Origin of the sequence: Pedobacter sp. ISL-64, assembly GCF_018613605.1 — a bacterium.
GTDB lineage: Bacteria > Bacteroidota > Bacteroidia > Sphingobacteriales > Sphingobacteriaceae > Pedobacter.
This window is the reverse complement of the sequence record NZ_JAGGPU010000006.1, coordinates 623,357-638,040: the sequence shown is the minus strand read 5'-3', so window position 1 is coordinate 638,040 and position 14,684 is coordinate 623,357. Positions and strand designations below refer to the sequence as shown.

Sequence of the window (14,684 nt, the reverse complement as noted above, 5' to 3'; positions counted from 1 at the left end):
CGCTTTTTTATTAATTGCATCAATAAAAACAGCATTTCAGGTTCGAAATAACGGTATTATCGTTAAATCTAGTGCGAAAAGCAATAAGAAAAGCTTACACAATTTTAACCAGTTCAAGTGAATTCAAACGGGTAGAAGCTGTTTTTTGCTAAAAATCTTTATTAAGATAGATTTTAAGAAATCGCCTTTTTAATACGGTAGAACAGTACTGAAATAACAAGCCCAATGAGATTTATTTGTCCATCAGTTCAATCCAGGCATTAACCATTTTTTCAATAAGTTCCTTGTTTGCTATTACCTGATCCATGGAATAAAATTTCGCATAAACCTTTCCTTTACTCGCCTCTTCAAGAAAGTCTGATTTTACATTGATGAGTGCTCCTTTGTGAAAGATAAGGGCTACATAGTTTTTAATTCTTGGATTGAAAGTGGCCAGGTCTTCTTTGTAAAGAAAACTAGGCCCTCCCCACTTTATGTCTTCTTCTATTTTGGGGTTTGCATTGACAATAATAGATCTTACTGCTTCGAGTTCTGCTTTAAGTGGGTGTTCAAGTTTAGTGATAAACTCATCTACTTTCTTTGTGTGTTTCATAATGGTTTGATATTAATGATTATAACAAATATCAAAATCTTTTATAGAGGGAATTAGGTGTATAAATGACAAATTAACGGGTAAATTAAGACTGATTGGTCAGAAATTCCCCTTTTTTTGAATAAGATAAATCTCGTATTTATTTCCTGGTATATTTTTGCCGATTTGCCAAATGCATCAGCAGCCTTTAATATTTTCATGCCTTTCAGCAAGATTAAAAATAACGCAGACTATGTTTTTATATTTTTTTGTTTTCTACTGATCGGATCCTGCTTAGCGTTTCCAGTCTTAGGCCAAGGAACGAAGCAACATACCGGAGCGGCACACGGTTAATCATCCAGGGGAAGGCCTGGAGTAGGTGTTTATAGCGACCCGTAGCGGAGGGAATCTGGCAGATAAAGCCCCTGTCATTCGCTCCTCTATAATGAAGCTCCATGATCTTTCTGCCAATAATGTTTGCCTCTGCAAAATTTTTATAAAGCATAGTCGTGAGTTCATGAGGTATGGCAATCAGCTCTACATCCTCTATTGCCTGGAGGTATTCGTCTGATTCTTCTTCAGTCCATAGATTGCGAATGGTCCCTACAATTTCATTTTCCTGACAGATCCAGGAAGTGATCTCTGTTCCAGAGTCCTTATAGAACCCCCTTACTACTCCCTTTAAAATCAGGTAAAGATATCTATTACGGTCTATCGGAGAGATAATATATCTGTTCTTGCGGAAACTCACAGGAAAGGTGTGGCTATCGATAAGCGCCTCCATTTCAACGGTTAGGGGGTGAAAGCTATTGTATAGGGCAATAACTGGGGAAGCGCCGTTATAGGAGTCCCATTTGTTGTTTTCCTGCGCACCTGCCATGATTCTTTAGTTTAGCTTTTCAGATAAGATAAAAATAATTAGAAGACCAAACTTTTCAAATTTTCGTTGTTCCAGATTAATTGCATTGTCTTTTGATCTCAAGTAACAGTTGTCGGGAAAATTCAGCTGATCATAATAGTCCTCATCAAATACCGGGCCGTTAAGCTATATCACGGCTCATCAATATAAATTTTGGCGAAGATTAAAATGGCCTGTTTTTGTGGTAATTATTTGTTTTTGGCACTTAGCGATGTGCGTAAAGCGCCCGATAGGGCAAGCATTTCACATACTTTATCATTCCAGTCTATCAGTGCATCCTCAGGAGAGGTTCCAAGACCTGAAACATCGTGTTCCTCCTCAAAGGATAATACGGCATAATAACAATCACCGTCTTGATAAACGGAGGGTTTAAACTGCATTACAAATGTTGGTAACCTGTATCTGTTATAATCAAAATCTACCAGTTTTCCTGGGATCGTTCTGGCCTGCTGTTTCATAGCTTGCTATTTATCGAAACTTTTTTGTTTACCTGTTTTCTGCCTAGGGTAGGCAAATGCATTTGTAAGTTAGTCAATCAATGTTTCCTCAAGGTTACCAGGTTATTGTTTGTTTGTTAAGTGTTTGGTGGAGCTGTGTATTGACGAAAAAATACCTGGTATACTTTTCCTAAGATAAGGGTTTCCCATTTGCCGAGAATCAATTTTTTGGGATGGGTAGGGCGGTGTTTTAATATCGATGTTTTGAGCGATACGGTCAATGAATAAAGATATTTTTTCCCTCTTAATCTTTTTGCCTCAAAAACAGTCAAATCCAATCTATACCAATCTAACTATGAAGGTTGAAAACAAAACTTTAAAAACATCAGATAAAACCGGTAATGAGGCGCGTGAAAATGTCTTTCCCAAAAGAATGATACTTTTTATCCTTGTGTTAAGTGCAATACTAATGATCTTGGTTTTATTTAAAGATTAACTGGGGTTGAAATGTTTTTCTGTTAGCCAACGCCATTTTGAGTACGGTTATTAATCTAAATTTTATTTATATGTAGATTGGTTTTTCGGCATTTAAAGCATGGCTGGTTGATCTTGCAGATAAAAGATTAATTTTCCGCCTTGCACCAGCAATTGGTGTTTAATTTGGTTTTGAGTAAAAGGCTTTCCATTTAAAATGATTTTTGAAATGTAAACAGAATTTTTGTTCTTTTTAATGGCTGTTATAACTAATTTTTTGCCATTTTTAAAAGCTATTGTAGCCTGTTTAAACAAAGGGCTGGTGAGTTGATAGTTTCCTGAAACAGGATCTACCGGATAAAAGCCAAGTGCTGCAAATACATACCATGCCGACATTTGCCCCGCGTCGTCGTTGCCACTTAAACCACCAGCGCCTTCCCCATACTCTTCAGCCAAAATGCGTGATACTTGCATCTGGGTTTTCCATGGAGAAGAAGTGTAGTTGTATAAAAATGGAATCTGGTGCCCAGGTTCATTCCCATGCCAATATTCTTTTTTATTAAAGAGCGAATCCAGTTCGTTTTCGAGGTTTTTACGCCCACCCATCAACTTGATCAGTCCGGGCATATCATGCGGAACATAAAAAGTATATTGTCTTGGGGTTCCTTCTGTAATATAAGGTTCGCGGTGATCGGGATAAAAAGGCTTGTACCAATTGCCATTGGCAAAACGGCCCCTAACCATTCCAACATTGGGATCAAAAATATGTTGGTAATTAAGCGATCGTTTTGAAAGCTCCCGGTAATCGGCTTCTTTACCCAAATCTTTCGCGATACTTGCGAGGGCATAATCATCGTATGCATATTCTAAGGTTCTACTTACCTGTTCCTTTTTATGAAAAGCGTTTGGGATACTGTCTTCTAACGGAATATAGCCATATTTTAAATAACTGTTAATTCCACGCCGGCCTTTTCCATTCAGATAATCGACAGAATCGGGCATTTGAAAGGCATTTTGCCTCATCAATCGGTAAGCTTCATTAATATCATAATTGCGGATCCCCTTATTATATGCCGAAGCGATGAAAGCAGTAGCATGATCGCCGATCATGGCGGCAGTATAACTGTTCCAGCAAGGAAAAATAGGCATCCAACCACCTTGCTGACCTTTTAATATCATCGAATTAACAAGGCTATTAGCTAAGTTGGGATTCAATAGCTCAACTAAAGGTAATTGCGCACGGTAAATATCCCACATCGAAAAATCATCGTAATAATTGCCTTTATTTATTGTTTTGTTCTGATAATTTCCTTCAAATTGCGGATATTTCCCATCTACATCATTGTATAGCCTGGGATGTTGCATGGCATGATAGAGGGCTGTGTAAAAGATTTTTTTACCTTTTTCATTTGTGTCTGAAATATGTACCTGTGATAGGGATTTTTCCCAAGCCTGATTGGTACGTGCTAAAACAGTATCAAAATTATCATTTTTGATCTCACTTTCCAGGTTGGCCTTGGCAGCTGCGATACTTGTAAAAGAGGTGCCGGAATAAATCACTAACTGTTCTCCTTTTTGCAGTTTAAAGCCTGCATAAGCACCAATATCCTTTTTATTGCTGATGTTTTGCTGATTGAAAATATGGTCTTCGCTATACACCCCTGCTGAAGTAAAGTTTTTTTTGAACCGGATGTAAAAATAACCACTAAAGCCTGCAGGTTCTCCCCATCCCTGATAAATCCGGTGAACAGGATTATATCCGGAAATTTCACCTTTTTCTGCATCAACCTGAATAAAACCTTTGTTCTGATCGCTATTGGGCGTGACTAAAATATAAACGCTATCTGTTTTTAGTGCGGTGATCCGCATTACACCGTTTCTAAGGCTGGCTGTAATTTCTGTTAACAGCTCATGTTGAGGTAATTTTAATTTGTAATAGGATGGGGTAGAAACTTCGTTTTCGTGGGCATAATTTTCTGCGTATTGAGCTGCATTGGTTTTAAGTTCGCCTGAAATTGGCATAATGGTGAAACTTCCGTAATCTTGGGTGCAAGAGCCACTAATCCAATGGCTTGCCCTAAATCCGTAAAACTTTTTGTTGTTGTAATAATAAGGAGCTAAACATTTTTTTTCGGTGAGCTGGGTCTGCGGCGTCCATTGTGTCATACTAAAGGGCGGTGCTACAGCCGGAATGGTATTGGCCAGGCGTTCGGTTTTATCTTCAATATGCTGGCTGGCCAGTGTTGTACTGGCCGAAGTACCCGAAAATGGTTGAACGTAGGGAATTAAAGGCTGTTTTTGTGCATAAACAACGTTTGTATAAGTGATCGCTATAGCCGAAAGGAACAGAAACTGTATTCCTTTTTTGAATTTTGATGCTCTATTTTTTAAATCAGTTAACAACATATGTTATGTATAGTATAGTGGGGCCAGGACTTGATATTAAAGGAAGTTCTTTTATTGCTTCTTTGTTCTTCAAGGGTAATTTGGTGTTTTTATATCGCTCGTTTCGTCATCCTGAACTCGTTTCAGGATCTTTCTAGTATTACTTAGCGTATGAGCCTACTGGCTTTGCCTTAAATTTTTAAAAACCATTTTCTATCATAGAGAAATTTCAATATCCCAAGCTGTATTAGTAGAACACCTAGCCATAAACCTGCCTGTTGCCAGCCTAAAGGAATTTTAGCGATAACTCCGCCAAAGAGGAATTGTGAAGTAGATTCGAAATTGAAAAGCCCATGTGCACAAACATAAATTAAAATGGAATTTGTACCAATCCAGATGAAGGGCAAGCTCCATTTTTGATAAGTTTTAACATCAATAATGTAATAAAACAATGAAAACAGCACCAGACTGCATCCACCAGCAACCAGCACAAAAGAGCTTGTCCACATATTTTTATTAACCGGAAAAAACAGGTTCCATAATAATCCAAGCGAAACCAATATTATGCCTGCTATAAAGAGGTAGAAAGCTTTTAGAACCAGACTGAAACGGTTGTTTTTAGTGTTTAGAAATGTTCCTGTAAATACCCCTAAAAGTGCTGTTGCAATGGCAGGAATAGTACTCAATAAACCTTCTGGATCGTAAACTGCACGATGGAGTTTGCCAGGTAACAATAAGCGGTCTACATATGCTGCCAGATTACCTTCGGGTGTTAAAACCTCATTTCCAAAACCAGGAACAGGTATGGCCATCATGATGATGTAGTAGCCAAATAAAATGCCGAGCAGCCAGATAAGCTGTTTGCGTAACGAAAAATTGAGGTAAATTAAAGCCGCAAAAAAAGTGGATAAGGCAATACGGCCAAGCACACTCGCGAAACGTGTATTTTCGTAGCCTTCCCATTTGAGCAGGCCGTTTACCACTATTCCAAGAAAGATTAAAATCAGTGTTCTTCTGATCAGGGCATAATAAATACCTTTTGCTGATTTTTTTTTATCATTTCCGGCATTTAAATGTTTTTCGTAAGAAAATGGCATCGAAACACCTGAGATAAAGATGAAAAGTGGAAAAATCAGGTCGTAAAAAGTAAAACCGTTCCAAAGGGAGTGATGAAGCTGGTTGCTGATGCCAACCAAAAACCTTTCAAGAAACGATAAATGGCCATTACTGGCGATGGTCCAATCATTGGGATTTCTGATCAAATGGTGTTCTTTCATTACACCGTTGGCCAGTCCGTGGAAAATACCTTCTCCACTAATAATCCAGAACATGTCAAAACCGCGTAAGGCATCTAAAGAAAGTAATCTTTTCTTTTTCGGTAAAAGTAAATCCTGTGGTGCAGATTCGGTAATGGCCATAATATTTTTAAGCTAATGATGGGCGATTTTTGTTTTCTAAAAATAAGCGCTGTTCGGAGAAAAGCAGCATTTATTTTTTGATAATGGTATTATAAATAATTTCTCCTTCATCGTTAATGGTTTGTACGCGGATTAAATCTTTGCCGACCGAAAAAAGCATGAAACCATAAACAGAAGCCACCATCTGGGCATCATCAATGAGTTTTACAGGTGTTTTTTCTGATGCTGCTCCTGAAATGAAATGATGCGTTTTACCTTCAGGTTTAATGTACTGTAAGCTGTGCTCGTGCCCGGTGAGGTATACATCTACGCCATAACGATCAAAAACCGGTTTAAGAGACCTGCGGATTGCTTTGGTATCATATCCATCTGTGCGGCTTCCTCCAGTATACATGGGATGATGACCCACAACAATTTTCCATCTGATGCTTGGATCTTCATCACTTAATACTTTGGCCAGCCATCGTTTTTGTTGGGTAGTATCCTGGCCTTTTACGTTTGGACCATATTCTGAATTTTTGTAAAATTCTGGAATCAAAGGGTTGGTATCGATAAAAGCAATCAATACCTGATTGTTCAGGTCTCCGTTAATAGGAAATTTCTTTGCATAATAACGGGCAGGCATTTTCCATCTTCTGCTGATTTTAGAATAAGCAACCTGGGCATCTGGATTGGATTTATAATCGTGGTTACCCAGTACCGGATACCAATCCCATTGCAAAGAAAATGCAGTATAAATATCTTCAAAAGAATATTTAAAAAGTGGATCATGCTCACTGATTACACCGCTAGGGTAGAAGTTATCGCCTGTGGAAATGATAAACTGTGCTTTAACATCTGCTGCGGTTATCCCCATTTGTTGCGCTACCTGTTTCTGATGGTCGGCACCGTTACGGCCCCAATCGCCCATGGCAATAAAATTAAGCGATAAAGCATCTTTAGTTAAAGTTTTGGTTGGGGGAGTAGCTTCAGATTGTGTTTTTAGTAAAACCTGAGCTTGTAATGAGCAGTAAGTGAATAGAAAAATCAGTAAAAGTAAGTGTTTCCTCATGGAGATAAATTTAAGGTGCCTGAGAAATTTTGATGGGCCACCGGCCTTAAACAGGATGGGAAAAAAGAAATTTCTCTGGCTTTTACCCCAGAGAAATTTTTGTATTGTTTACCGCCGATTAATTGTAACCAGGGTTTTGAACCAACGTATTGTTTGTTGCTATTGCAGTACTTGGAATTGGGAATATACGGCGATACGTGTCGGTATTGGTTTTAGATAAACCATAAGTGTTCTCAAATTTACCGAACCTGATCATATCATTACGGTGCCAGCATTCCCAGGCAAATTCTTTCGAACGCTCATTGTAAAGCACATCCAATGTCAATGCGCCTAAAGCTGCAGAAGTGGTGCGGTTACTTCTTATATTGTTTACCAGACCCAAAGCAGTAGCACCTAATGTTGGGGTTCCACCTCTGAATATAGCCTCCGCTTTCATCAGGATAATGTCTGAATAGCGGAATAATGGCATATCGTTATTTTGGTTACGGCTAATTGGATTGGTGTAATCCGCGATAAATTTAATGTTGCGGTAGCCCGTATTCCAGGCAATTTCATCCTTCCCTAAATCGTAAGCATTTGCACCTAAACGTGAACTGCTCAAAGGAGTTAAATTTAGGGCATAAGTTAGTGCTCCAGCTGGCGTACCACCAGTATAAAACTGATCATAACCTAAATTTGTAGTGCTCACCATTATCGGGCTTCCATCTGGCCAGTACTGCGGGCCGGTAAGCCATTGTTTGTTTCTGATATCGTTTGCATCGGTAAAATTTGCATAAAACTCAGTGGTGGTCATTCTTGGTCCGCTAGGTTTATTATTTGCTAAGCCTCCGCCACTGCTTTGGTTCATAACCGGGTTGGTAAATGTGCCTGTTGTGGAGCCAGAGTATTGATAACGTATACCGAGATTACGGTTTAGATCGTAGCGGGCCATAAACATATTTCCATTTGATGTAGAGGCATCAAATGGTATGGCAAAGATAAATTCTTTTTGCAAAGGGCCATTTGTTGGGTAAAACATCTGAAGATAACTGGATGATGGCTCGATATTATATAAACCCGAACTAATGATCTGATCGCAGGCGGCAATGCAGTCATCATAACGTGCCGTTCCGGTATATACTGCAGCGTTCAGGTACATCTTTGCCAAAATAGAATAAGCCAGGTATTTGGTAGGTAAACCATAAGTTGTGATACCGGAAGTCGATTTTAAATAAGGAATAGCTGCTTTAAGTTCACTTTCAACATAGGTGAAAACCTGTGCTCTTGTTGAATTTGTTTTTAATGCTGTAGCACCATAAAGCGTATCCAACGGAACGTTGCCATATAAATCCATCATCATAAAATACGATAGGGCACGCATGGTTTTTAATTCTGCAAGGTTGGTATTTTTTGCAGCTCCTGCAGGTGCTGATTGGCCAATAATCGAAATGGTTTGATTGGCCGTGCCAATAATATTGGTCAGGTATGACCAGCCTGCTGCAACCCATGCATTGTCTTTTGTCCAGGTGTGGCGATGTAATTCAAGGTATTTATTTCCGTCAATCCAGTCGGAAGCAAAGATTGGCAGTACCGATTCGTCTGTTGAACTGCTTTGTAAAAAGAAATAAGTGGTGGCATAATCACTTCTTAAATTAATATATACCGCCCCAGATGCCGATGTTAATTGCGCTGCTGTTTGAGGATAGGTTTCTGGTGTAAGTTCTGATGTAACGGGTACCTCGAGTTTTTGACAGGAGGTGAATATTAATGCTCCGGTTAGTGCAAATAATATTCCAAATAATATCTTTTTCATGTCTTTAAAATTTGTGTTTTAAAATGATGCGTTAAGACCTAATAAAAAAGTACGGGTTTTAGGGTAGAAGTTATTATAATCTATACCCGGGGCTGCGCCTCCTTGATTAATCTCGGGATCAATTCCCTTGTATCCTGTAATGGTAAATAAATTATTGGTTGATAAATAAACCCTAACATTACTCACATACTTAATTAGGTTTTTAAAATTATAGCCCAAAGTTGCATTATCCAAACGTACGTAAGAACCACTTTCAATATACCGGTCTGAGTAGAATGAGTTTCTTGTATCCGTTACTTTATCATCGGCAGCGCTGTTTAGTATATTATTAACTGCTGCTCCTGCGGTGTAAGATAAATCTGCTTTGGTGGCGTTAAATATTTTATTGCCAAAGGTTCCCCTTAAAAAGATATTCAGCTCCAATTCTTTATATTTGAAGGTATTGCTCCAGCCCATTATTACTTTTGGTTGCGCATTACCCAGGTAGAAATAGTCGGTTCCAATGCTCGGTGTAGTCGTTGTAGAACCATCGCGTTTGTAAAATAGCGAGTTGCCACTAGCGTCTTTACCTGCGTATTTTAGCGTAAAAAACTGGCCAAGCGGGTAACCGACTTTCAGAATTTGTAAAGTTGCGTTGGTTTGCCCCGGTCCTTCAGGATCTGAGTAACGAACAGAATCTGCATTAGAGATAGGCCCTTGTAAGCTCGTAATTTTGTTTTTATTGTAAGCCATGTTAATGGTGCTCAACCATGAAAAACTTTTGGTAGCGATTGGTGATACATTTAAACTTACTTCGATACCTTTATTGTTGATGCTACCACCGTTTGCCCATAATCTACCACCTGGAACAAGTGCTGAGGGTACATTATATTGGAAAAGCATGCCATTGGTGGTCTTATCATAGACATCTACGCTACCTGTAATTTTGTTGTTTAAAATCCCGAAATCAACCCCGAGGTTTTTGGTTGACGTTCTTTCCCACTTCAAATCAGGATTTGCGCCTTGTATTGGCGCATATGCTGCTGCCTGAACGCCATTGTTATAATAGGTACCACTAATTCCATAAACTAACTGAGCATTATAGGCACCTATACCTGCGGAGTTTCCGGTAACACCGTAACTGGCACGGATTTTTAAATCGCTTATAAACGATTGTCCCTTCATAAAATCTTCTTCGATTACCCTCCAGGCTAAACCAACAGATGGGAAATAACCCCATTGGTTATTTTTTCCAAATGCGGAGCTTCCATCACGTCTGATTGAACCTTGCAAAAAGTATTTACTCTTGTAATTATAATTTAACCTGAAAAAGTCAGAGATCATCAAAATTCTTGCATAGGTAAGGTCGTTTCCCAAATTAATACGGTAAGACGGAATGGCATAGGGATTGCCCAAAGTAAGGTTTTGAAAACCAACGTAATCTGTTGGAAAATTTGTGCTTGAAGTTTGAAAACCATCACCAACAATATTATCCTGGTAACTGTAACCCAGTACAGCATTTAAGGTATGGTCGCCGATTTTTTTATCCCAGGTTAAGAATGTTTCTAATATTTTATTGGTGTTTTCAAAGTTGCTTCTTAAGGCTGAACCATTGGTGCCAAATACACCTCCAATTAGGGTATGCGCTATGCCAATACCTGGATCTGGATTGTTATAAAAATTCGATGTAGGGTATTTTCCAAAGTAACTGCTGTAGAACTCACCATGGTTGGCGGTAGTTTTCTGGTAAGATAAATTAATGTTATAGGTAAAGCCAAACGGCAATTTTACTTCTGTATTAAAACCACCAATTAAAACATTATATTTTGTTTCGTCCTGTGCATTATTGGCGATGGCTAATGGATTAAAATAACCTGTATTATTCAGGTTTTCGAAATAAGTTCCATCTGTATTATAAATTGGCGAAACAGGTAAGCGCTTTGCAGCCTGTAACAATACAATGTTCTGTAATGGCTCATTAATAGACTTGCTACTCGAATTGGATAGGTTCAAACTAAATTTAACCTTATCATCAAAAGCATATTGGTCTATATTTAACCTACCAATAATCCGGTTTAATGAACTTTTACTTAAAATACCCTCCTTGTTAAAGTAGTTTAGGCTGGCGCTATAGTTGCTGTGATCGGTACCTCCGCTAAATGAAAGGTTATGGTTTTGTGAATATGCGGTAGAACGCTCAATGGCTTTCATCCAATTTACATTTTCGCCTTTATCATCATTTGGTGAAAAGGCAACCTTGTTAGCAGTAAGGTAAGCTCTTAGTTGATCGGCATCCATTAAATCGAGTTGATTACTTACTTTTTCGGCAGCTAAATAGCCGCTGTAGCTTAACTGCGGCTTACCCGATTTACCACGTTTAGTAGTTACTATAATTACGCCACTAGCTGCACGGTTACCATAAATGGCAGTCGCTGCAGCATCTTTTAATACGTCGATCGATGCAATATCAGCCGGAGCTATGGCTGCAATGTCTGCTCCTGGGATACCATCAATCACATAAAAAGGTGCTCCCGGACTATTAATGGTAGATGCACCGCGTAAGATTACTGCCGCAGGTTTGTTTGGGTCGCCACTGGCGCTAATATTCAGCCCCGGAACTTTACCCTGTAGCAATTGCCCAACATCTGCAATAGCGCCTTTATTTAATTCTTCGGGTTTTACCGAGGTAATCGCACTTGATAAGCCCTTGCGAGAACCCTTACCGTAACCCACCACAACTACATCGGTTAATGATGCTGTAGCTTCTTTTATGGTTACTTTATAACTCGAAGCCGTGCCAATGGTAATTTCTTTGGGTTCATAACCCATAAAGGTAAACACCAGTTTGTCGCCGTTTTTAGCGGTGATACTAAAAGCACCATTATCCCCGGTAACCGTTACTTTGTTAGAGCCCTTTACCGAAACCGAAGCCCCAACAATAGGCAGTTTAGCATCGTCTATTAAATTTCCGGTAATTTTTCGTTCCGTTTGTGCAAAAGCAGTATTGAACGATTGGCTGATCAGTAAAAGTAGCAGAAAGATGCTGGCATACTTTAAGCTCGTACATTTAAATCTCATGATTTTTGTAGATTTAGGTTCATAAATTGGTTGTTTTGTTTAGTTATTGTTTGGAGATAGAATGTTAAAATTTAATAGTAGCCGGTAGATATTTGGCCACAAGTGCTTTGTAATAAGGCTCAAGCTCAGCCCAGCTTTTCTGATTGGGGTTTTTAGAGTACAGGTCGTAGGGATTAAACAGGTTAACCCATTTGAACATTTCATGATCTTTTTCATTCATCAGGTGATCGTATGCATTTTCCCTGTGCTGCGAGTAAAAGGAATGGTAACGGAGCATGTATAATCCCGGCTCCGGAATGTAGGGCTTCATCATGTGGTAGACATATTCATCGTGGCCCCACGACATGTCTACATTGTCTAGCCCGCAATTTTGGGTATAAACACCCAATTTGGTCTGATAGGTTTCGTTTTTAAAATCCGGATTCTGACTGAAAAATTCTGGATAAACAATTTTATCTGAATAAGCGCAACCTACCGGAAAAGTATCGCCCACTACGGCCCACTGTGGTTCTCCGAACAGGCACAGTACCTTACCCATATCGTGTATTAAACCAACCAACACCATCCAATCGGGGTGACCGTCGTTTCTAATGGCTTCTGATGTTTGTAACAGGTGCTGCATCTGGTCCAGATCGGTATCAGGATCAGAATCGTCTACTAACTTATTCAGAAAATCAAAAGCACTCCAAATCGGCATTTCCTGTTTGTCGAACTTTAAATAATCTGCTTTTTTCTGTTTTACGAAATCATAGGTTTGATAAGTATGGTTAAGCCTGTAAAATTCTTTTACGCTGTCTTTTTCCGTTTCATCATAATTTCTGAACTGCTCTTCTTTTTTTTCAGCGTTGATGTTTTTTGGATCAGGGTAGCGGATTAATATATCCTCTTCCCATTGATCAAGATTTTGCAAAGGATTTTGATTATCCTTTGAAGCTTCGCTTTGGTTTCTCATAAGGCTAGAAATGGATTGGTTAAAGATTTTCTTTGGTTTTATAAGTTAAAGTTGAGTTTTTAGAAGCTTAAACTTTTATATTTTGCCGATTTTATTTACGTAAACGATTAAGTAAATTTTAATTCTTTACAGTATAATCAACTTTAATTTGTTTATATTTAATAGGTTACAGCTTGAGTTGTACTAATGGTCGTCCTTTTCTGCCTGAATGCCCATTAGTGAAATGTATAAAAGAAAAGAAATAAACGTTGTTATTACGATTATTTCATATTTTCGTTTGTAGCAGATACTTTTTCTTAGTCAAAAGAAGTATCTTATTGCTGTAACCAACAAATGTTATGAACATAAATTCGGCAAACCCGCGCTAACAATTGGGGCATGCTGGATTGTTTTTGATGAAGATGCTGGTGAAAAAGAAGCTTTTGACCTATAATATCGCTAACTAAAGTGCTATATGGGGCATTTTCCTCTGAAAAAACTAACTAAACAAATTTTTAAGACATGGCGGAAGCAGTGAACATTAAGCGGTTGGCTCAGGAATTAAATATTTCCATCGCAACCGTTTCTAAGGCCCTCAATGACAGTTACGAGATCAGTTTAAAAACTAAAAACAGGGTGTGGACTTTAGCCAAAGAGTTAAATTATACACCCAATCCAGCCGCCAGCAACCTACGGAGCCATAAAACTAAAACTGTAGCGGTGATTATTCCCTGTGTAGCCAATAACTTTTTCTCACTATCCATAAAAGGAATTGAGGAGATTGCCAGGCAATACGGTTATCATGTACTTATTTATCAAACCCACGAGAATATAGAAGCAGAAGTTGCCTTCACCAATAGTTTATTAAATGGCCGGGTAGATGGTATTCTTACATCAGTATCGAGCAGTGAGTATAACAGTGAATATTATACCAACCTGGTTAAGAAAATTCCATTGGTGTTTTTTGACCGGGTTTATGAAAACCTGGACGCAGTTAAAGTAACTACAGATGATTACGAAATTGCTTTTCAGGCGACTGAGCATTTAATTGAATGCGGTTGTACCAAAATTGCGTACTTATATGGGTTGGAAAATCTTCCTGCTGGTAAAGCCAGGTTTGCGGGTTATCTTGATGCACTGAAAACGCATGGAATAGCTGCTGATGAGCAGCCTGTTGTTAAATATCAGGATGACGAAGAACTTAATCTGCAACACATAAAGGAGTTGCTCAAGGAGTATAAGCCCGATGCACTTTTTTCATCCATTGAAGAATTTATTATTCCTGCTTATTGCGCCTGTAGAGAAATGGACCTAAAGATTCCGGATGATGTGAAAATACTGAGTTTTTCGAACCTGAGTACCGCAAAACTGTTGAGCCCCTCGCTTACCACAATCTCACAGCCAGCCTTCGAAATCGGGCGCGAAGCGGCAAAATGCCTGTTCAAAATTCTCAATAATAAACAACTGGATGATGAACAGAATATTATATTGAAATCAGTGCTCACTAAGCGCGAATCAACAGGCTGTTAACGGGGATAAGTCTATGTTGTTGCTACAAGCTAGGCGAAAACGTTTACGTAATTAAATAATCGAATTTAGCCCCCAACATTGGGATTTTTTCTGATTTTTAAAAAACCCAAATATAAAAA

General features: G+C 38.7%; 10 protein-coding genes. 1 reads left to right on the top strand and 9 read right to left on the bottom strand.

The genetic code is table 11. The features are described 5' to 3' along the window. Positions 1 to 232: 232 nt before the first annotated feature. From J7E57_RS10695 to J7E57_RS10655, 9 genes are all read right to left on the bottom strand, one after another. Complete coding sequence (locus J7E57_RS10695; protein WP_215127829.1) at positions 233 to 592, bottom strand: DUF1801 domain-containing protein; 360 nt, start codon at positions 590 to 592, stop codon at positions 233 to 235. Between the two features lie 238 nt (positions 593 to 830). Beyond that, entirely contained in the window at positions 831 to 1,451 is a 621-nt protein-coding gene (locus tag J7E57_RS10690; RefSeq protein WP_215127827.1) for a Crp/Fnr family transcriptional regulator, read from the bottom strand. Between the two features lie 227 nt (positions 1,452 to 1,678). Then, a complete protein-coding gene (locus J7E57_RS10685; RefSeq protein WP_199564372.1) occupies positions 1,679 to 1,948 on the bottom strand; it encodes a hypothetical protein in 270 nt (89 codons plus the stop codon). A gap of 567 nt (positions 1,949 to 2,515) precedes the next feature. Continuing rightward, positions 2,516 to 4,807 (bottom strand): GH92 family glycosyl hydrolase, encoded by a 2,292-nt coding sequence (locus J7E57_RS10680; RefSeq protein WP_215127825.1) that lies wholly within the window; start codon positions 4,805 to 4,807, stop codon positions 2,516 to 2,518. Positions 4,808 to 4,977: 170 nt separating this feature from the next. Further along, complete coding sequence (locus J7E57_RS10675; RefSeq protein ID WP_215127823.1) at positions 4,978 to 6,204, bottom strand: acyltransferase family protein; 1,227 nt, start codon at positions 6,202 to 6,204, stop codon at positions 4,978 to 4,980. Positions 6,205 to 6,274: 70 nt separating this feature from the next. Then, entirely contained in the window at positions 6,275 to 7,255 is a 981-nt protein-coding gene (locus J7E57_RS10670; RefSeq protein WP_215127821.1) for a purple acid phosphatase family protein, read from the bottom strand. A gap of 118 nt (positions 7,256 to 7,373) precedes the next feature. After that, the gene (locus J7E57_RS10665) at positions 7,374 to 9,047 is read right to left on the bottom strand and encodes a RagB/SusD family nutrient uptake outer membrane protein (RefSeq protein ID WP_215127819.1); all 1,674 of its coding nucleotides are present in this window, start codon (positions 9,045 to 9,047) and stop codon (positions 7,374 to 7,376) included. Between the two features lie 18 nt (positions 9,048 to 9,065). Next, positions 9,066 to 12,104 carry a SusC/RagA family TonB-linked outer membrane protein gene (locus J7E57_RS10660; protein ID WP_215127817.1) on the bottom strand — a complete coding sequence of 1,013 codons (3,039 nt, stop codon included), beginning with the start codon at positions 12,102 to 12,104 and terminating at the stop codon, positions 9,066 to 9,068. 64 nt (positions 12,105 to 12,168) lie between these two features. Then, positions 12,169 to 13,056, bottom strand: coding sequence for an inositol oxygenase family protein (locus J7E57_RS10655; RefSeq protein WP_057934786.1), 888 nt, complete (start codon positions 13,054 to 13,056; stop codon positions 12,169 to 12,171). Positions 13,057 to 13,557: 501 nt separating this feature from the next. Between J7E57_RS10655 and J7E57_RS10650 the strand changes: the two genes are divergently transcribed. Next, positions 13,558 to 14,565: a LacI family DNA-binding transcriptional regulator gene (locus J7E57_RS10650; RefSeq protein WP_215127815.1), complete on the top strand. Its 1,008-nt coding sequence runs from the start codon at positions 13,558 to 13,560 to the stop codon at positions 14,563 to 14,565. Positions 14,566 to 14,684: the final 119 nt, after the last annotated feature.

What these genes read in the sequence shown, in the direction of transcription:
- J7E57_RS10695 (WP_215127829.1), bottom strand. Translation starts at nt 592, where the DNA reads ATGAAACACACAAAGAAAGTAGATGAGTTTATCACTAAACTTGAACAC.
- J7E57_RS10655 (WP_057934786.1), bottom strand. Translation starts at nt 13,056, where the DNA reads ATGAGAAACCAAAGCGAAGCTTCAAAGGATAATCAAAATCCTTTGCAA.
- J7E57_RS10690 (WP_215127827.1), bottom strand. Translation starts at nt 1,451, where the DNA reads ATGGCAGGTGCGCAGGAAAACAACAAATGGGACTCCTATAACGGCGCT.
- J7E57_RS10665 (WP_215127819.1), bottom strand. Translation starts at nt 9,047, where the DNA reads ATGAAAAAGATATTATTTGGAATATTATTTGCACTAACCGGAGCATTA.
- J7E57_RS10675 (WP_215127823.1), bottom strand. Translation starts at nt 6,204, where the DNA reads ATGGCCATTACCGAATCTGCACCACAGGATTTACTTTTACCGAAAAAG.
- J7E57_RS10685 (WP_199564372.1), bottom strand. Translation starts at nt 1,948, where the DNA reads ATGAAACAGCAGGCCAGAACGATCCCAGGAAAACTGGTAGATTTTGAT.
- J7E57_RS10670 (WP_215127821.1), bottom strand. Translation starts at nt 7,255, where the DNA reads ATGAGGAAACACTTACTTTTACTGATTTTTCTATTCACTTACTGCTCA.
- J7E57_RS10660 (WP_215127817.1), bottom strand. Translation starts at nt 12,104, where the DNA reads ATGAGATTTAAATGTACGAGCTTAAAGTATGCCAGCATCTTTCTGCTA.
- J7E57_RS10650 (WP_215127815.1), top strand. Translation starts at nt 13,558, where the DNA reads ATGGCGGAAGCAGTGAACATTAAGCGGTTGGCTCAGGAATTAAATATT.
- J7E57_RS10680 (WP_215127825.1), bottom strand. Translation starts at nt 4,807, where the DNA reads ATGTTGTTAACTGATTTAAAAAATAGAGCATCAAAATTCAAAAAAGGA.